The organism is Bryobacter aggregatus MPL3 (assembly GCF_000702445.1).
GTDB classification, from domain to species: Bacteria; Acidobacteriota; Terriglobia; order Bryobacterales; family Bryobacteraceae; genus Bryobacter; species Bryobacter aggregatus.
On record NZ_JNIF01000003.1, the window covers coordinates 927,524 to 944,970 of the forward strand.

18 protein-coding genes are annotated in these 17,447 nt (G+C 57.0%); 6 read left to right on the top strand and 12 right to left on the bottom strand.

The annotated features are described in order from the left end of the window. Positions 1-76 precede the first annotated feature (76 nt). Entirely contained in the window at positions 77-808 is a 732-nt protein-coding gene (locus tag M017_RS0104675; protein ID WP_031496180.1) for a recombinase family protein, read from the top strand. Here M017_RS0104675 and M017_RS0104680 read toward each other — a convergent pair. After that, complete coding sequence (locus M017_RS0104680; protein ID WP_031496182.1) at positions 778-1,008, bottom strand: hypothetical protein; 231 nt, start codon at positions 1,006-1,008, stop codon at positions 778-780. The genes M017_RS0104675 and M017_RS0104680 overlap by 31 nt on opposite strands. A 687-nt stretch (positions 1,009-1,695) precedes the next feature. On the opposite strand from M017_RS0104680, the gene M017_RS0104685 reads away from it, so the two are divergent. Further along, positions 1,696-2,001, top strand: coding sequence for a hypothetical protein (locus M017_RS0104685; RefSeq protein ID WP_031496183.1), 306 nt, complete (start codon positions 1,696-1,698; stop codon positions 1,999-2,001). A gap of 6 nt (positions 2,002-2,007) precedes the next feature. On the opposite strand, the gene M017_RS0104690 is transcribed toward M017_RS0104685, so the two are convergent. From M017_RS0104690 to M017_RS0104705, 4 genes are read right to left on the bottom strand one after another with little or no spacing between them, the layout of a single operon-like run. Then, complete coding sequence (locus tag M017_RS0104690) at positions 2,008-2,358, bottom strand: hypothetical protein (protein ID WP_031496184.1); 351 nt, start codon at positions 2,356-2,358, stop codon at positions 2,008-2,010. Beyond that, positions 2,355-3,320, bottom strand: coding sequence for an RHS repeat-associated core domain-containing protein (locus tag M017_RS0104695; RefSeq protein WP_031496186.1), 966 nt, complete (start codon positions 3,318-3,320; stop codon positions 2,355-2,357). The genes M017_RS0104690 and M017_RS0104695 overlap by 4 nt, the downstream gene beginning before the upstream one ends. Before the next feature lie 27 nt (positions 3,321-3,347). Beyond that, positions 3,348-4,403, bottom strand: coding sequence for a site-specific tyrosine recombinase XerC (xerC, locus tag M017_RS0104700; protein WP_080507504.1), 1,056 nt, complete (start codon positions 4,401-4,403; stop codon positions 3,348-3,350). Next, on the bottom strand, positions 4,403-7,393 hold the full coding sequence (locus tag M017_RS0104705) for a CHC2 zinc finger domain-containing protein (protein ID WP_080507505.1): 2,991 nt from the start codon (positions 7,391-7,393) through the stop codon (positions 4,403-4,405). Before M017_RS0104705 ends, xerC begins: the two co-directional genes overlap by 1 nt. A gap of 142 nt (positions 7,394-7,535) precedes the next feature. Between M017_RS0104705 and M017_RS0104710 the strand changes: the two genes are divergently transcribed. Next, on the top strand, positions 7,536-7,907 hold the full coding sequence (locus tag M017_RS0104710) for a helix-turn-helix domain-containing protein (protein WP_031496192.1): 372 nt from the start codon (positions 7,536-7,538) through the stop codon (positions 7,905-7,907). A 75-nt stretch (positions 7,908-7,982) separates the two neighbouring features. Here the strand turns inward: M017_RS0104710 and M017_RS26300 are convergent, their stop codons facing one another. Continuing rightward, entirely contained in the window at positions 7,983-8,207 is a 225-nt protein-coding gene (locus tag M017_RS26300; protein ID WP_035957674.1) for a hypothetical protein, read from the bottom strand. Positions 8,208-8,322: 115 nt separating this feature from the next. On the opposite strand from M017_RS26300, the gene M017_RS0104720 reads away from it, so the two are divergent. Next, the gene (locus M017_RS0104720) at positions 8,323-9,054 is read left to right on the top strand and encodes a recombinase family protein (protein ID WP_031496194.1); all 732 of its coding nucleotides are present in this window, start codon (positions 8,323-8,325) and stop codon (positions 9,052-9,054) included. Here M017_RS0104720 and M017_RS0104725 read toward each other — a convergent pair. Next, entirely contained in the window at positions 9,024-9,254 is a 231-nt protein-coding gene (locus M017_RS0104725; protein ID WP_031496195.1) for a hypothetical protein, read from the bottom strand. The genes M017_RS0104720 and M017_RS0104725 overlap by 31 nt on opposite strands. A 687-nt stretch (positions 9,255-9,941) precedes the next feature. On the opposite strand from M017_RS0104725, the gene M017_RS0104730 reads away from it, so the two are divergent. Continuing rightward, a complete protein-coding gene (locus M017_RS0104730; RefSeq protein WP_031496196.1) occupies positions 9,942-10,229 on the top strand; it encodes a hypothetical protein in 288 nt (95 codons plus the stop codon). Positions 10,230-10,247: 18 nt separating this feature from the next. Here the strand turns inward: M017_RS0104730 and M017_RS0104735 are convergent, their stop codons facing one another. The 3 genes from M017_RS0104735 to M017_RS0104745 all read right to left on the bottom strand — a co-directional run bounded on the left by M017_RS0104735 (position 10,248) and on the right by M017_RS0104745 (position 14,142). Continuing rightward, positions 10,248-10,916 carry a hypothetical protein gene (locus tag M017_RS0104735; protein ID WP_031496198.1) on the bottom strand — a complete coding sequence of 223 codons (669 nt, stop codon included), beginning with the start codon at positions 10,914-10,916 and terminating at the stop codon, positions 10,248-10,250. A gap of 8 nt (positions 10,917-10,924) precedes the next feature. Continuing rightward, complete coding sequence (locus M017_RS0104740; protein ID WP_238325960.1) at positions 10,925-13,267, bottom strand: RHS repeat domain-containing protein; 2,343 nt, start codon at positions 13,265-13,267, stop codon at positions 10,925-10,927. 326 nt (positions 13,268-13,593) lie between these two features. Further along, a complete protein-coding gene (locus M017_RS0104745) occupies positions 13,594-14,142 on the bottom strand; it encodes a hypothetical protein (protein ID WP_031496201.1) in 549 nt (182 codons plus the stop codon). A gap of 427 nt (positions 14,143-14,569) precedes the next feature. On the opposite strand from M017_RS0104745, the gene M017_RS28535 reads away from it, so the two are divergent. Next, a protein-coding gene (locus M017_RS28535; protein ID WP_202901601.1) for an IS5 family transposase occupies positions 14,570-15,345 on the top strand; the annotation gives its coding sequence in 2 pieces (ribosomal slippage) (positions 14,570-14,909 and positions 14,909-15,345; 777 coding nt in all). A gap of 184 nt (positions 15,346-15,529) precedes the next feature. Here the strand turns inward: M017_RS28535 and M017_RS0104760 are convergent. Further along, positions 15,530-16,954 (bottom strand): RHS repeat domain-containing protein, encoded by a 1,425-nt coding sequence (locus tag M017_RS0104760; protein WP_035957677.1) that lies wholly within the window; start codon positions 16,952-16,954, stop codon positions 15,530-15,532. Positions 16,955-17,134: 180 nt separating this feature from the next. Further along, the gene (locus M017_RS0104765) at positions 17,135-17,362 is read right to left on the bottom strand and encodes a hypothetical protein (protein ID WP_031496205.1); all 228 of its coding nucleotides are present in this window, start codon (positions 17,360-17,362) and stop codon (positions 17,135-17,137) included. Positions 17,363-17,447 lie beyond the last annotated feature (85 nt).

The window sequence follows — 17,447 nt, forward strand, 5'->3', positions numbered from 1 at the left end:
GGAATGTAGCCACGACCATGCCTACACGAGTTCTATTGACTTAGCTTATGTTAAACCGCTATTCTGGGTACGCAGAATGGCGAAACGATTCCAAGGCAACCGGGCGCTCTGCTACGTGAGGGTTTCCACCGTCGAGCAATCGAAGTTCGGCTTCTCGCTCGACGCCCAGGAAGATCGCCTTCGTGCCTACTGCCAGATGGCCGGATTGGAAGTGATGGAGTTGGTGCGTGAGGAAGGCGTCTCGGCCAGCATCCCTTTGGCGAAGCGTCCTGCCGGGGCGAAGCTACTTGAGTGGATGAACAACGGTGTCGGCCATGTCGTCTGCCTGAAGCTCGACCGATTGTTCAGAGACGCCGAAGACGCCCTGCGCCAAACGAAAGCCTGGGACAAAGCGGGAGTCTCGCTGCACTTGGTGGACATGGGCGGTCAGTCGTTGAGTACGGGTTCAGCGATGGGCCGCATGTTTCTCACGCTGATGGCGGGATGCGCCGAACTCGAACGCAACCTCGTGGCCGAACGCACCGCCTCAGTCCTGGCGCACAAGAAGCAGCAGGGCAAGGTCTACAACCACACGCCCTTCGGCTTCGAGCGTGCCGGGGATCGCCTCGTGGTCGCCGCCGCTGAGATGGCGATGGTACGCCTGATGCACGAGCGCCGGGAAGACGGCTGGAGTCTCGCCATGATCGCCGACGCCTTCAACGCCGATCACATCCCCGGCAAGAACGGCGGCAAGTGGTATGGCCGCACCGTGAAGAACATTCTGGAAAATTCGCTGTTTCAGATGGTCGCCGGGAACGAAGCGTCGTGACCCTGCTGCTGGTGGAAGGTCCGCCAGTTTGCAATGGCCTCTTCCGCTTCCTCACCGTGCAGGTAAAGCGGGAGTTGGTCTTCGTCGGTGAAGACGATGGTCATGGCCGCACGCCTGTCGTCGGTCTTTGGCTGGCAGTGAAGGCGGCAAACCGCTTCCGGGTTGATGTAGTCGTTCTCGGTCAGTCGGATCGGGATCATGTTTGTTTCCTCTTCTGCATTTAGCCGCAGGAAACTTTCGGCCCTGGCGGATCGCCGTTTCGCATCCGCCGCTCTCTCCCGATCCGTACACCCCCAACCCGGCTTTCGCCGCTTTCCGCCACCTGCCGCCGATCCCGTCTATCCCCGCCCCAAAATATTTTCACTTTCCCGGCCACAAAATATTGTGTCTATCCCTGATATGCACAATCTGTTGTGGTCGGAGACGCATCTTCAGCACCGCCCAAAGAATCGCTGCTTCTACATATCAACGTGGACTTCGGTTCATGTCCTCCACGGTCGGGAGTAATTGACGGCAGCGTGGAATCAGGACGGCTCTACTGTGGGACGTAGACGAAGAGCCTGGGCGCAGCTAAATCGGGATGCCCAAGTCTGCCGCTGGCTGAGTTCACCAGCGTTAAGTTGCCGAGACCTCTGACGACTCAGACGATCAGAGGAGAGCGATGGGCCAGTACGCATGACCTTTCGAGTCTCTATGCCGAGTTCCTTGAGGACTCGTGCCAGCATAGAGACTCTAAACCAACCGCATGATGATGACAATGAGACTGCCGAAGGCGTCGTGAACGAAGTGAACGACTACTTCAAGAACGACGTTGCTGAAGCAACGTCCATGCTTCGCATGGTTCCTCTTTTGCGTACCTGCAATGGTAAATACCAACAGGAACCATCATGGACTCTTTGCTCACCAACCTCGCCGACGAACTCCTCGTCCAAGACATCACCGAACCAAGCGCCGTTCTTGGCTCTCTTTCAGACGACGATCTCCAAGCCGCCTGCGATCACATCCTCGAACAGTTCGCCCTGGAACTGCTGATCGGCGCTCACGAAAATTCGGACTGGTTAGATGGCAAGCTCGTCATCGACGCCAACCACGGCCCCATCCATCTCCTGCAAGCCGCCTTCTACGCCGTCAAGCTCGAAGTGCGGCGACGAGGTTTTCTCGGCGGCTGCTTACGCAATAGCGTTTCCTGCTGACCACGCTCACTTACTCTTTATCAGCGGCGACGCCGCTTCCGCAGAAGCCACAAGATCGGCGAGACATCCCCCGCAGTCAGAGATTTCCGTAAGAGCCTTCCAAAACTCGGTCTCGTTCAAATCATCGTTTCCGCTGATACGCTTGAACATCCGTTTTGTGAGCCGATGCATCACTTCATTCAGCGCACGAAGTCTGTTCGGCTCTGATACCCCAGAAGTTCCAGGCTCGTATGTGTCACGCCCTCGAATCGTCAACTCAAACGCCACTTTCGCAAGGAATGCATTCTTTGCTTCCGGCGCTGCGTCTTCAAGCTCACCTACGAATGCCAACCCGTTAGGTTTGTCGTCCAGAGTCACTTCAGGACCTCTCTGGGCAGTGAGTTCACGTCCACTCCACGTTCCATCAGAACCTTGATGCGATGATTTCCGTCCATGACTCGCCCATCAGGCTTCACTTTGAGACCTTCTTCCAAGCCTGGCTTCAAAGTGTCAATGATCTCCTGGGTTGACTTCTTGCGAAGACCATCTAGGATCGTCTTGCTTAACGTTGCCTCGGAGTGGATAAGTCTCAAAGGGGCTTGTGCGCCACCACTTGGACCAATCATCATCGTTCCCACAAGGACTGTTGCAGCGGCAGCTTGGCCGACGAACTCTTTAGTAGTAGGCGTGTTCTCCAACAGCTTTGGACGCTCTTTAAACATCCAGGCGAAGTAGTTGTTGGCGGTGCTGTCTAGCGCAAAGAGCGCATTCAGGACGAATGCCCCAACAGCATTGCCCTTCTTTCCGGTAACTGTCACCGAATTCGTGTTGTTGTTACTGTCGCCAATGGTCCCGCCCGAACAGGGACCAGGAAACAGCCCACTCCCCTCATCCGTGTAGCCACCCGCAGCTTGACTGCATCTGCCAGTGGGGTCGACAAACCGCAGTGGGTTGTTCCGAGCGTAGCTGTACAAATTCCAGCTTTGTGGATTCTTCTCCCACTGGTCCGCAAAAGGAACGTCAGGACTTGTGAAACGTCCTTGGGCGGCACTCATGTAGCGTGCCGAGAAAAAGTCCAGCCCCGTCTCTGCATCCCGTTCCTTGCCGGAACAACAAGGTCTGGCGCTTGAATCGTACAAGCATCCCGGCAACCCAGGTGCGATCAGTACGTTAGCGGCGGAATCAGCCCGGTGCGAGACCAGCGCAAAGTTGGCGACCCCCAGATGCGGTTTTTCGGCTACGAGCGATGATCTTGGGATGTTCGCAAAGACGGGAAGACAGACGGCGGCTAAAACAAAAAGCTGCGCCGTTGCTTTAGCCGCCTGGATCACTGCGGCCATTTTACCGTGTGGGTGGGGTGGATGTGTTTACACTTCCGGGTCTTCGTCGTTCTCATCATCGAGCGCAGCGAACACGTCGGCGGCATCCGGGCTGGCGCTCTTCGTCGTCGGTCGATCCTTCGTGAGCTTCGCCGGGTGCGTGGCCCGGTGGATTTCCTGAAGCTGGCGGATCGCCACATGCGTGTAAATTTGCGTCGTCTTCAGATCGGCGTGGCCGAGCATCGCCTGGATGAAGCGTGTGTCTGCGCCGCCTTCGAGCATCAACGTCGCCATCGTGTGCCGGAACATATGGCACGATCCCTGCTTGTTGATTTGCGCCGCCTTCACGTACATGCTCACCAGTTCGGTCAGGTAGTCCAGCGCAAACGGTTCGCCGACATTCGACAGGAAGACGAAGTGTTCATCCGGTTCGCTCACCAGTTGCGTGCGGGACTCGTCCAAGTATTTGCGTACCCAGGCGGCGGCACGGTCGCCCAACGGAATCATGCGATCCTTCTTGCCCTTGCCCTGGCGGATGGTGAGCGTCGAGCGCTCCAGGTCAAGGTCCCACAGCTTCAGTTGCGCCAGTTCCAGCCGCCGTATCCCGGTCGAGTAGAACGTCTCCAGGATGGCTCTGTCACGCAAGCCAAGAGGATCGTGGATGTCGGTCTGCAACATGATCTGCTCCACTTCCGAGGCCGACAGCACGGCCTTAGGCAAGCGGAACGCCAACCGGGGCAGTTCCAGTTCCGACGCCGGATTGTGCAGGATGTGATGATTCCTCGCCATCCAACGGAACCACACCCGCAGCGGCACCAGACGATCATGTTGGGCGTTGAAGCCGAGCGGCTGGCCGTCCTTCTTGCGGTAATGGAACACGTAGCGCTGATAGGCTTCAAGCACCGTGCGAGTCACTTCCACTGGCTCGGTGATGCCACGATCCGCCACCCATGCGAGGAAGAAGCGGATATGCACACGCCGCCCCTTGATAGTGTACTCGGAGTAGTTTTTCGTGAGCAGGTCTTCGAGATGTTTTTCCATCAGCAGCGCCAACGGTGTGGTGGGCCGCTCGGCAGGTTTGCGAGGCTTGCGGACACGAGCCATCAGCGGACCCCTGCATGGTTATGGCGATGTGCGGCTACGACCGGATTTTCATCGATCTCCACAGAAGTGCTGTTTTCGTGATTTGGTGCAAAAACACCATTTGAGCCAGTATCCATGCGGGTTTCAGCGCTCCGCCACCCCTCCGTCACCCCACCGTTTTGGCCCCGTTTTGACCCCGCTAACTGGCCTTCCGGGTCCGTCAGGTTGGAATCGTACACATCGATCAGGCCGGGTATTTGTGGCTTCGATGTGTTGTCGCCACGCTCGAAGACAAGCTCATAAACAAAGCTCTGGCCCCGGCCACCACGATGCGCCAGCAGGTATTCCATCTCCTGCAAGCGGTCCATGTGGATGCGGACCTGCGTGGCGCTCCAGCCTGTATGATGGCGCACGTCACGGCGGCTAAAACGATAATCACTTCGATCCACCTTGAGTTGCTGGCATTGCGCCGTGGCCATTTCGTCGATCAGCAAGAGCAGCCGCCGTGTCTCTGGCCGCAGTTCGTCGAGCGAACGGCCCATCGCTTCCGACACCAGACGATTGGCGATGGTGATGTCACCTGGCGTGGCCTCGATGTATTCGAGCGTCTTCCCGCGCCACGTGGCCGTGCGGGTCGGACGCTGATGCTGATGCAGCAGGGCAATCGAACGGATCAGCGTCAGGTACTTCATGTGGTCGCGACGGGCGCGGGTGAGGCTGTCGGGGAAGGTCAGTTCACGGGCATATGGATTGACGACGGCGATGGGCTTGATCAGCCGTTGGGCGTTCTGGTGCAGCCGGATAATCTCCCGCCGCTCCTGGCGCTTCATCAAGCCTTCGAGCGTCTGCGCCTCACGCTGCAAGCGGTGGATCGCCTGCGTCTGTTCGCGATCCGCATTCACCGACAGCACCAGACAGCGGTTCAGTAACTCCTCGTCGATGTCGATGGCCGTGGTGGTCAGGAACATCATCACCGGACCTTCCACACGATATTGCTGCGTGACGAGTTTGCCCGTCGCCGGGTCCTTGCCCGTCGATGCGATGGTAAGCACGCCTTCACTTTGCAGCAGCTTCAACGCATAAGAAGCGCGGCTGGCCCCCTCCTCTTCGACGATGGCCAGGACCTTGTGCTTCAGGTTCATCTCGCCCATGTAGAAGAGCGATTGCCCCGTCATCGCCGAGTATTGGATGCGCTCTTCTTCCGGCACGAAGGCCAGCACCATGTCCATCAACGACGACTTGCCAGCCGCCGATGAAGACTGCACCACCACCGCCAGCGGCGACTCCAGATGACGGGAGATGACGGCCATATAGCCGATGAGCTTGTTCGATTCTTCACCCACCAGTCCGCACTGGTTGAAGTCGTCGAGGATGCGGTCGAGCAGTTTCGGGTCACGCAACAACGCCAGCGCTTCGTTGCGGTCTTCCTCGCTCATCTGGACTTCCTGCGGCGCGGCTTCGAGCGTTTTGCGTATCTGCTCGTCCCGTAGTTCTTCGAGCTTCAGAAACACCCGGCCCAGGTCCTTGCGCAGGATGTCTTCTTTCAAGCCAAGCTCTTCGGCGGCACGCTTGAGGAACGCAGCACGCTGGCGGTCGGCGTAGAGATCGAGCGTATCGACGTGGAACTCATCCTGCCTGGACACGAGTACGTTGACCTTCATCAGATCGTGCGAGAGATTCTTGCCCAGGCCACGGATGCGGAAGCGGCGGTCGCCATGCCGCATCACGATTTCATCGTTGGCCGCAGAGACCGAGACCACTTCGATATCGAGTTCCGCCGCCATCGGGATCACTGGCGCTGGCGCTTCGTTGACGATAGGTACGGCCACTGGCTGAGGCGCTTGCGGCGTGGGTTCCGGCGCACTCGCTTTTTCCTTAGCCGCTGGCCGCTTCTTCACCGCTCCCCACCACTCGGCCTTGTTCAACAACACCGCAAGACTCTGCTCGGCTGGCACGACCTTCCGGGCGTATTCATTGGCGTCCATGCCTTTCGGGAACAGCACCCGGTGCGACGTGATGCCGAGCTTGTCGAGTTCTTCTTTTAGCCGCTCTGCCGCCGCATCTCCAGCTTCATCCCGGTCGTAGGCGATCCACACGCTGCGAGTGCCGTGCTTCTGGAATGCGGCCCGGTGATCGTCAGTGAAGCCGTTGACGCCATACGAGCAGGTCACGTTGCGGAACCCGGCGCACCAGAATGTCAAGGCGTCGATGATCGATTCGCACAGGATGATTTCCTTCGAGACCACCAGCGCCTCTTCGTTGAACACGCCTCGATGCGGCCCCGGCAGATACAGGTGCAGCGGCGTTCCCTCACGCAGCCCTAGCGTGATCTTGCGCCCATACATGCCGAGCACTTCACCAGCCAGCGAGAAGAACGGGAACACCACCGATCCGTTCATGTGCTCGTGGCCGCTCTCGGCACGCAGGATGCCCAAGCGCTGCAAGCGTCCACGCAGATCGGCCCCGGCCTTGCGGTTCTTATCCGGCAGCGTCAGGCCGAGCTTGCGGTTGGCGAAGCCCAGTTTGAAGTGGCCGACCATCTCAGCATTCGTCAGGCCCCGGCTCTCCAGATACCGCAGCGCTTCCGGCGATTCCTTCAGTGTCTTGTGATAAAACTCGACCACGCTCAACAACGTCTGCGGATCGTCGGCGTCCGCACCAACCGGAGATTCGAGCTTCGCCGTCGTACCCTTCTTCACCACATGAGCTTCGCCAGCGGCTAAAGAAGGATGATCGGCTTTGAGTAATTCAACAGCGTGCCGGAAGCTCACGCCTTGCGTTCGCATGACCCAATCAATCGCAGAGCCACCGATGTTGCACTTACCCAGGCAGTGCCACAGATTCGTTTTCGGCGACACCACCAGCGATGGCGTCTTGTCGTCATGGAACGGACACCGCCCGATCAGTTCCGCCCCATGCCGCTTCAGTTCCACGCCGAAGCTCGTGACCAAGCGTTCCACGCTGATCTCGCTCTTTAGCCGCTGGATTTCGTCGTCCGGGATACGTGCCATCGAAAACGGCCTCCTTCCAAAAACCTGTCAAGTGGGGGAAGCAAAATAGATACGCTCACAAGAATAGCGTATGATACCGTAAGATACAAGAAGCCACGTTTTTCGCCTTTACACTGGCTCTGGTATGCCTCGTGCTTCGAGATTGAAACTTGATCCCATCGACCTGGGTGGCGAGACCATCGGCCAGCGCCTCGCCCGTCTCCGCAAGGAGCGGGGATTCACCCAGGTGGAGTTGGCCGAGAAGACTGGACTGGTGCAAACGCTCGTCACTGACTACGAGTGCGACCGCTTGCGCCTTTCAGCGGAGATGGCGATCCGCTTCGCTCAGGGCTTGGGCGTGACGATGGACGAGTTGCTGCAACCGGAAGGACCCAAGACTACCCGCAAGCCTTCCCGCAAGGTCCTACGCCGTCTGGAGTTGATTGAGAGCCTTCCTGATCGGCAACAGGAAACACTCTTACGGACGATTGATACTTTTCTGGAAGCTGCGGCTCTGAAGTCGGCCAGGAGGTAGCGCCGCATTTTCCCGACCGAGCAGAAGGTCCGGTCGATCTATAGACGCTTTGGGATGGATACCTTACTTTGAGTTTTACTGTGGTTTCTTGAGCCAGTCCCGCAACAGTGATTCCACCAGGGCGCTGAACTCGCCGCCCTGCTCGAACAACCGGGCCTTCACTTTGTTCCGCACGTCCTGGTGAACATACACGCTCATCTGCTTGTACGCCGGGTCGCTGTGTTTGGCTCGTGGTCTGCCGACTGTCTTCTTCGCCGGGACAGCGGCTTTCTTTACGGCCTTTGCTGGTGGCTTTGCCATCTTTCCAAGGTTATCAGGAAACCGCCATTCTGCGTACCCGGAATGTAGCCACGACCATGCCTACACGAGTTCTATTGACTTAGCTTCTCTTTAGCCGCTATTCTGGGTACGCAGAATGGCGAAACGATTCCAAGGCAACCGGGCGCTCTGCTACGTGAGGGTTTCCACCGTCGAGCAATCGAAGTTCGGCTTCTCGCTCGACGCCCAGGAAGATCGCCTTCGTGCCTATTGCCAGATGGCCGGGTTGGAAGTGATGGAGTTGGTGCGTGAGGAAGGCGTCTCGGCCAGCATCCCTTTGGCGAAGCGTCCTGCCGGGGCGAAGCTACTTGAGTGGATGAACAACGGTGTCGGCCATGTCGTCTGCCTGAAGCTCGACCGATTGTTCAGAGACGCCGAAGACGCCCTGCGCCAAACGAAAGCCTGGGACAAGGCGGGAGTCTCGCTGCACTTGGTGGACATGGGCGGTCAGTCGTTGAGTACGGGTTCAGCGATGGGCCGGATGTTTCTCACGCTGATGGCCGGATGCGCCGAACTGGAACGCAACCTCGTGGCCGAGCGCACCGCCTCCGTGCTGGCCCACAAGAAGCAGCAGGGCAAGGTCTACAACCACACGCCCTTCGGCTTCGAGCGTGTCGGTGATCGCTTGGTGGCCGCTGTCGATGAGATGGCGATGGTGCGCCTGATGCACGAGCGCCGGGAAGACGGCTGGAGTCTCGCCATGATCGCCGACGCCTTCAACGCCGATCACATCCCCGGCAAGAACGGCGGCAAGTGGTATGGCCGCACCGTCAAGAACATTCTCGAAAATTCCGTGTATCAGTCGGTCGCCGGAAAAGAAGCGGCGTGAACCTGTCGCTGATGGAAGCTGCGCCAGTTCGCAATGGCTTCTTCCGCCTCCTCGCCGTGCAGGTAAAGCGGGAGTTGGTCTTCGTCGGTGAAGACGATGGTGATGGCCGCACGCCTGTCGTCGGTCTTTGGCTGGCAGTGAAGGCGGCAAACCGCTTCCGGGTTGATGTAGTCGTTCTCGGTCAGTTGGATCGGGATCATGGTTGTTTCCTCGTCTGCATTTAGCCGCAGGAAACTTTCGGCCCTGGCGCACCGCCGTTTCGGATCGCCGCCTCCCTCCCGAACCGTACATCCCCAACCCGGTTTTCGCCGCCTTCGGCCACCTGCCGCCGATCCCGTCTATCCCGGCCCCAAAATATTCTCACTTTTCTGACCACAAAATACTGTGTCTATCTCTGATATACACAAGCTGTTGTGGTTGCGGACACCTCTTCGCCGCCGCTCAAGCAACGGCAGTTTCTACATATCAACGTGGACTTCGGTTCATGTCCTCCACGGTCGGGAGCAATCGACGGCAGCGTGGATCAAGGACGGCTCTACTGTGGGACGTAGACGAAGAGCCAGGGCGCAGCTAAATCGGGATGCCCAGGTCTGCCGCTGGCTGAGACCACCAGCGTTAAGTAGCCGAGACCTCTGACGACTCAGACGATCAGAGGAGAGCGATGGGCCAGTACGCATGTCCTTTCGAGTCTCTATGCCGAGTTCCCAGAGGACTCGTGCCAGCATAGAGACTCTAAACCAACCGCATGATGATGACAATGAGACTGCCGAAGGCGTCGTGAACGAAGTGAACGACTACTTCAAGAACGACGTTGCTGAAGCAACGTCCATGCTTCGCATGATTCCTCTTTTGCGTACCCAGAATGGTAAATACCAGCAGGAACCAACATGGACTCTTTGCTCACCAACCTCGCCGACGAACTCCTCGTCCAAGACATCACCGAACCAAGCGCCGTTCTCGGTTCTATTTCCGGTGACGATCTCCAAGCCGCCTACGATCACATCCTCGAACAGTTCGCCCTGGAGCTTCTGATCGGCGCTCACGAGAACTCGGATTGGTCCAACGGCAAGCTCGTCATCGACGCCAACCACGGCCCCATCCATCTCCTGCAAGCCGCCTTCTATGCGGTGCGGCTCGAAGTGCAGCGACGTGGTGGGCTGATCCGAAAGGTGTGAAGGCATCTTCTCCAAACATCAAGGCCAGAGCAAAACAATAGGCATCGCCACGGTAAAGACTGCAAACGCAACGAATGCTGAGAACTCTGCGTTACTAATCCGCCGTGCAAGCTCAAAAAGCAGGAACACGACGACAAGAACGCTCACCGTCCAGAAGATTGGCCCAAGCGATGGAATCCCAACTAAGCGTGCTCCGATTCCCGCTGCCACTGATGTGCCCACCAATACTACCAGTGGCGTAATGCGTGGCTGCACATTTACTGGAACAGCTTGCATCCGGGGAAGAACCCTGGCGTGCCATATTCCGAGTACGACGATTGGCACCACCGCCACCAGGAAGACGCCGACTTGTTCGAGGCGTTGCAGGAAGAACTCCTGACGGAATGAGCCTCGAACTAAGGCAGAGTCATCAAGAGCAAGCCAGGGGCGGTCCTGGAACCATGCGAAATAAGCAAGACAGCCCACTATCAAAAGCCGGAAGGTCACGAGCGCTGGTTGCGTCAAAGGGCTACGCCAACGACACAGCAGCCCAACGGAGCAGATTCCCGCAATCCCTCCCAAAAGAGTGATCGCAATATCGCCGACAGCAAAAGTTCCGGCTCGAAGACCTGTCAGTCCCAACCACAGGAAAAGCGTCCCGGCAACCATCATGAGCCATGTATCAAGAATCACCAACAGCCGAATCATGACCACTCCTATTTCTTCGGAGTCATATCCCCGATTCGATTCAACTGTTCAATGGCCCGTTGGGTCCTCTCGTTAGTTCCGGGCTTGAAGTAGAGCGGTTGCGTAGGCACACCCATGCTTCCAGTCATGAGGTCTGGACGAGTTTCTGTGCCCCCGAGCAAGCCCGGTCGTTGACGCCATCTGTCAGCCATCTCCTCCATGAATCCCAAGTGAGGAATGCCGATGGTGTGCCCAAGTTCATGCGCCGCTACGTCACCTGCAATACATGCTTGATCGCAGCCAGATGGCGAAACCTTTGGGAAGGTGTCGAGGAACACACCAGCAATGCGCTTTCCATCGGGATGGGCGTACCCGAGAACTCCCATCGCTGGCGCTTGGCCCAAGCCAGGATAGTCCTTCCCTACGAACGTCAGTCGGGAGACCCCCAAGGGGCTACCGTTGTCGAGTTCACCAAGTTGCTTCTTGCTCAGCGTGGCCTGATCTCGGAAGCTGACATTCTTGACGCCAGCCTTTTCAAACTTGGCCTGAATCCCGGCAAGAATCGACGCTTTGTTTTTGTTGAACCATTCACGGTCAGCATCGCTCACATCGCTACCGAGCGAGTAGTACACAACCAAATCCTCACCGTTTGGGTCGATGTACTTCAGCGGATTGTTCCGAACGTAGGCGTAGCGGTTCCATCGTTGCGGATCAACCAGCCACTCTGGTTTACCCATCATCACGTCCGGGCTTGTGAAGCGACCTTGGGCCGAACTAAAGTAGCGGCTCTCGAAGTAATCCAGCCCCGTCTCGGCATCCCGTTCCTTGCCGCTAAACTTCTGCGCCGGATCGCCCAATCCCGAGTACCCGGCAACTCCAGTCCGCTGGATCTCTCCTCCAAAAGGCTCATAATCCACCCGTTGCGTCACTGTACCCGTCTGATCAAACCACGCCCGCGTACTCCCCAGATGATCCGTCACCGGATACAGCGTCTTGCCCGCATTCACATTCGTGTAGCCAGTCGCAAACTCCGCAGCCACCCCTCCATCCAGACCATACACATACCAAACCGTCTTCCCATCAGCCACAGACTTCACGCGCTGCCCATCTCCGTTATAGAGATAGCTCCCGTAAATCTTCTCGGTCCCAGGCGTCACAGCAGAGTCGCCCTTCGCCTCCGTCATATGTCCCTCAGGATCATAGACCGCAACCGAACTCGTATCCCCAACCTTCCACTGCCTCTGCCGGCCGCTCGCATCGTAAGCCACATCCTTCAAGCGATTGTTCACCACTCCGCTGCTCTGCAAGTACCAATTCGAACTCGCCTGCGCCAACCCAAGCGCCAACCCAGACTTCGACGGCGTCCAGCCATTGCCAAACTGATCGTAGGCATATTGCACACACCAACGCCCACCCACCGTCGCACAACTCGCCGTACCCAGAGGGTCTTCATTGCTACTGTCTTCCGCGGCGCCAATCAACCGATACAACCCGTCATACGCATAGCGCACGCCAAAGGTATCGATCCCCGTCTCCACATACTGCTTCGTCAGATTCCCAACATTCTTCGTCTCCGGAAACTGGTTCGTCATCTTCCAGAAACGGCCGCTATCCTGCGCATTCTTCCGGAAATCCGCCGTCAGCATCTGCCCCAGCGGATTGTAGCTGCGCTTCTCTTCTACACGATCCGCGCCACTCCCATTCCAGGTCTCAGCCAGTAGCGCTCCGTTCGCTCCGTAGCTCATGCCGCTCAAGTAGGTCCGGGCAGCACTGCTCAACTGCGAAGGCCGTCCCGCGCCCGTATAGGCAACATTCACCTGACGGCCGCTCGGATAGCCAATGCTCTTCACCGCGCCGCTCGCGGAGTACTCGTAGCTCAGCGACTGCTCCGCAAGTCCAGCCACCGTCTGCTTCAAAGAGCTCACACGTCCCAGCGCATCCACCGCCGCATAGTTCGTCGAACCCCACGCGCCGCCGCTGCCGGTCTTCATCCCCTTGGCCGCATCCGTACGTCCCGCAGGCATCGTACACGCCGATCCGTTCCAGAGCTTGCCGTCGTAACAATACGTCGTGTTCAGTGCGCCGCTAAAGCTCTTTGTCGCCAGGCGTCGCGCCGCGTCGTAGGCATAGTTCACCACCTGAGACGAGGCGTTAGTCTTCGTCTTCATCTGACCATCCACCCAGTAGGTGTAGCTCTCCGCTCCGCTTTCCGGATTCGTGACACTGCCCAGCCGGCCGAGAGAATCGTAAGCAAACAGACGGTTCTGAGTCTTCGTGCCGCTGTAGCTTGTCGAGTCCTGCTGCTCCACCTCCACCAGATGGTCGCGACCGTCATACCAATACTTCACCGGCGACAGAGTTCCCTGCGTCACCTCAATCAAACGGCTAAATCAGTGCCGGGCGGATGCTGACTGTTTCTCTGAGAAGATCCCTACTCACTTATTCCGATCATTAGAGTTTAGCCGGAGCAAAAGCTCCGACAGTAGAAGCCCCCCAGTAAATACCACTCCGACTAACGACACAAAGCACGTAATGACAACCGGAAGTCTCTGCATCTGGCTGGTCTTATAAAGACGCGTATCGCCCGTAATCAGTAAAATTACGATTATGGAACATACTAATACAAATGAGAAACGGAGTAGCCAACGTCGCAGCGCCGGCCTCAGTTGCTCAAAACGTACACTTCTATTAGGACTGCTCACTGCAGTATCTCGCAACCACCGCCCTCGTAACACACCTTTCCCATTGATTTCTTTTCCGGCTCCGTCTGTGGATCAATCCACCACTCCCATATCCATTTACTTATCTCGGCTGGAACACCACCAGCGATACCCCCAACGAGTGAGTTACCGGCCGCCTTCAATTTGGCATCGATCTTAGCCGCCTGTATCCTAGCTGCTCTCATTGAGCGGCGATGAGCGAACCGAAGCAAGGCAATTCCTCTCTGCACATTTGGGATTGGAACCAGTTTGTCCACAAGCTTGCCGCCAGGCAATGAGAGGAGCCCACCAGTAAAGGCGTCGCCCCCGATACTCTTAAGTTCCGTCACATTATCGACTGGCTGCTCATATCCTAACGCCTCGTCCAAGCGTCGCTGAGTGAAGCCGCCAATGATACTTGTCGACGTATTTACGGCCACTACTTTAGCGGTGACAGCATCAGCTCCCGTCGCGGCCCCAACACCCGGGAGGGGGAGGGGGAAGGGGACAGCCTGACGTGCCACAATCTCTTCTTCGGAAATTCCCATCGGCCCCCATATCGCGCAAAACTTCCTTGAGCAGCCTCAATAATTTCTGGTCTCCACGTCCACCTATCCTGAAGGGTTTTATCTCCCAAAAGAATCCCAGTGTAGGTCTCGCTGAAAAGACTTTGTGGATTTATCTCGCAAATTTCACAAAGCCTCCTAAGCGACGTGTCAGGCCGACCCCGAACGGAAAGTTAGGCCGCATAGCTCAACAATAAAGCGATAAACCAACAGAAAGCAATATACATCGCGGCCATCCCTACAGGCCCCGAGGATCGCAATCGAAGCGCCGCGACTCCGGCTGCTAGGCACCCCAGACAATTAGATAGCTCAATCAAGAGGCGAGTGGAAGAGTAGAAGCGGTCTCATAAACCACAAGCGGGCGGAATATGAGAATCTGGAAGAGCTCTGGTGAATTGCGCGGAAGTGTATGCGCGGACGATGGGATTTAAAAGACGACCAATGGGAAGTTGTGGAGCCGGTGCTGCGCCCGCAGCGTCGGGCGGATAACCGTGGCAGGCCGTGGCACGATACTCGATGCGTGTTGAACGGGGTGATGTGGGTTTTAGGGAGTGGGGCGCAGTGGCGTGAACTGCCGGAAAGATATCCGCCGTACCAGACCTGTCACCGACGTTTTCAACAGTGGGTGCGAAGCGGAAAGCTGGAAGAGACGCTGAGAGTGTTGGCCCACTACTTACATGAGCGAGGTCAGTTGAATCTGGAAGAAGCGTTCGTCGATGCCACATTCGCGAGCGCAAAAAAGGGGGCCTCGCCGTTGGTCCCACCCGCCGCGGCAAGGGCACGAAGATCATCGCTATCGCCGCTGGTAACAGTCTTCCTCTCGCCGTTGCTGTCGACAGCGCTTCGCCAGCCGAGTGCCAGCTTGTGGAAGACGTTTTGGCCGGAAGCTTCCTCAACGACCTGCCCAAGCGGCTCATCGGAGACAAAGCCTACGACTCGGACAAGCTCGACGAAAAACTTGCCGAAGAGTACGGCATCGAAATGATCGCGCCGAATCGGCGCAACCGGGGCAAGACTCAGGATGGTCGTCCGCTGCGCCGTTACCGTAGGCGCTGGCGCGTCGAACGACTATTTGCGTGGCTTCATCACTTTCGACGCTTGGTCAATCGTTGGGAATATCACGTCGAAAACTTCCTCGGCTTCGTTCGCCTCGGTTGCTTACAACTCTTACTCAGACGTTTATGAGACCGCTTCTAGTCCGGGCCCAAGAAAGTCTTGGGCGTATTTAGCGCGAACAGGAACCAGCCATAGCTGAGAGAAAGGAGTAGCAGTATAAGTCTTGCCGCTTGATGCGTTGACCGTCTCCATGACAAGACCAGCAGGAGCGCCGGCCCTAGGACAAACGCCAACAGCACAATCGATACGACCGTCATCGAGGTGATACCCTCGGAATGACTTGGTTGCGACAACAAAGATCAGCGGGTTTTCCAGATTCCTTTTGCTGAAGCAAGGTAGTCGGCTTTCCCCCACGGTCATATCGATAGATCTCAATCGAAGGATATGCAGTTCTTGTGCCTCCCGGATCGAGTCCAACCTTCCCGTCGGGCGTGAAAACAAATTTTACGTCTGTCTTTATCGTTTCCTGCGGAGCGGCCCTCCCAAGGATAGGAATGCTGGCAATTCCATTTAACGCTTCATTGTAAATAGCGAAGTGATGGTTTCCTTGTTTATCTGTCGTTGTAGGAGAAACGGATGTACTTGATGTTCCCTTAGCAGCCAACGTCGGTGATAGCTTCCCAAGCTCGTCAGGAACAACCAAGACTTCACTAACTCCCGGATCATCTTTGACGACACGGACGCCACCAGTTTTTGGATTTAAGGCCAGTTGAAGCTCCTGACGGTAGGTTGCCTTGGGATCGTTGGGAGCTGGGCCGCGGTTGTCACCTTCACCAATGACACCAATCTTCGGGGCAGCAATGTATAGGTCGATACAAACTCCCATTTCTCCGGCTTGTAGCGGTGGCCCGCTACACATTCCATTCGGGTCCACAAATCGTAGTGGATTGTTGTACGTGTAGGCATATCGATTCCAACTTTGACCATTCTGGGGATTGCCAGATTCCATCAACGGATCCGGACTCCCAAACCGCCCCTGTCCAGCCATCAAGTACCTGGCTCCAAAGTAATCGAGCCCCGTCTCCGCATCCCGTTCCTTACCCGTAAACTTCTGCGCCGGATCTCCCACTCCCGAGTAGCCAGCAACTCCAGCCCGCTGGATCTCTCCTCCAAACGGCTCATAATCCACCCGTTGCGTCACTGTACCCGTCTGATCAAACCACGCCCGCGTACTCCCCAGATGATCCGTCACCGGATACAGCGTCTTGCCCGCATTCACATTCGTGTAGCCAGTCGCAAACTCCGCAGCCACCCCTCCATCGAGCCCATACACATACCAAACCGTCTTCCCATCGGCCACAGACTTCACGCGCTGCCCATCTCCGTTATAGAGATAGCTCCCGTAAATCTTCTCCGTCCCTGGCGTCACAACAGAATCGCCCTTCGCCTCCGTCATATGCCCCTCAGGATCATAGACCGCAACCGAACTCGTATCCCCAACCTTCCACTGCCTCTGCCGGCCGCTCGCATCGTAAGCCACATCCTTCAAGCGATTGTTCACCGCTCCGCTGCTCTGCAAGTACCAATTCGAACTCGCCTGCGCCAACCCAAGCGCCAACCCGGACTTCGAAGGCGTCCAGCCATTGCCAAACTGATCGTAGGCATACTGCACACACCACCGGCCACCCACCGTCGCACAACTCGCCGTACCAATTGCTGCTGTCTTCCGCCGCTTCAATCAGGCGATACAACCCGATTCATCGGCTGCCTCACTGGCTAACTCCATAGCCGAGATTATCGCTCCGAAGTATCCGACGGTACGCTTTTGTCCCACGCCTCAAGAATTTCATCACACCGATCCTTCACTTCGGGCCAGCGTTTTTCGAGCCGCCTGAAGGCGTCTACCATAGCCACTCGGTTATCGAAAAAAAAATGCATCTTCCATCCCCAGCGCGATCTTAACCCCGTAATAGTCGTCGGATTCGAGCCAGATGCTCATAACTTGTAGGAGATCTGTTCCATTGTCAGCCTGCAACCAGATCAGTCGATCAAACAAATCAGAGAAAAAGCGTGGTTCAACCGCCGGAGCTAGTTGGTCCACAAGGTACTCCAGCACCTCTTTGATATTTGTGGAGTGTAAGTCCATCACTTTTTCCTGAAGATCTCCGTGATTGAACAGAGCGTCGACGGAATTGGTTTTCCACTCGACAAAGCCTGAGTACCAAACTGGT

What these genes read in the sequence shown, in the direction of transcription:
- M017_RS0104735 (WP_031496198.1), bottom strand. Translation starts at nt 10,916, where the DNA reads ATGATTCGGCTGTTGGTGATTCTTGATACATGGCTCATGATGGTTGCC.
- M017_RS0104725 (WP_031496195.1), bottom strand. Translation starts at nt 9,254, where the DNA reads ATGATCCCGATCCAACTGACCGAGAACGACTACATCAACCCGGAAGCG.
- xerC (WP_080507504.1), bottom strand. Translation starts at nt 4,403, where the DNA reads ATGGCTCGTGTCCGCAAGCCTCGCAAACCTGCCGAGCGGCCCACCACA.
- M017_RS0104695 (WP_031496186.1), bottom strand. Translation starts at nt 3,320, where the DNA reads ATGGCCGCAGTGATCCAGGCGGCTAAAGCAACGGCGCAGCTTTTTGTT.
- M017_RS0104680 (WP_031496182.1), bottom strand. Translation starts at nt 1,008, where the DNA reads ATGATCCCGATCCGACTGACCGAGAACGACTACATCAACCCGGAAGCG.
- M017_RS0104705 (WP_080507505.1), bottom strand. Translation starts at nt 7,393, where the DNA reads ATGGCACGTATCCCGGACGACGAAATCCAGCGGCTAAAGAGCGAGATC.
- M017_RS0104730 (WP_031496196.1), top strand. Translation starts at nt 9,942, where the DNA reads ATGGACTCTTTGCTCACCAACCTCGCCGACGAACTCCTCGTCCAAGAC.
- M017_RS0104765 (WP_031496205.1), bottom strand. Translation starts at nt 17,362, where the DNA reads ATGGACTTACACTCCACAAATATCAAAGAGGTGCTGGAGTACCTTGTG.
- M017_RS0104720 (WP_031496194.1), top strand. Translation starts at nt 8,323, where the DNA reads ATGGCGAAACGATTCCAAGGCAACCGGGCGCTCTGCTACGTGAGGGTT.
- M017_RS0104675 (WP_031496180.1), top strand. Translation starts at nt 77, where the DNA reads ATGGCGAAACGATTCCAAGGCAACCGGGCGCTCTGCTACGTGAGGGTT.
- M017_RS0104745 (WP_031496201.1), bottom strand. Translation starts at nt 14,142, where the DNA reads ATGGGAATTTCCGAAGAAGAGATTGTGGCACGTCAGGCTGTCCCCTTC.
- M017_RS0104685 (WP_031496183.1), top strand. Translation starts at nt 1,696, where the DNA reads ATGGACTCTTTGCTCACCAACCTCGCCGACGAACTCCTCGTCCAAGAC.
- M017_RS26300 (WP_035957674.1), bottom strand. Translation starts at nt 8,207, where the DNA reads ATGGCAAAGCCACCAGCAAAGGCCGTAAAGAAAGCCGCTGTCCCGGCG.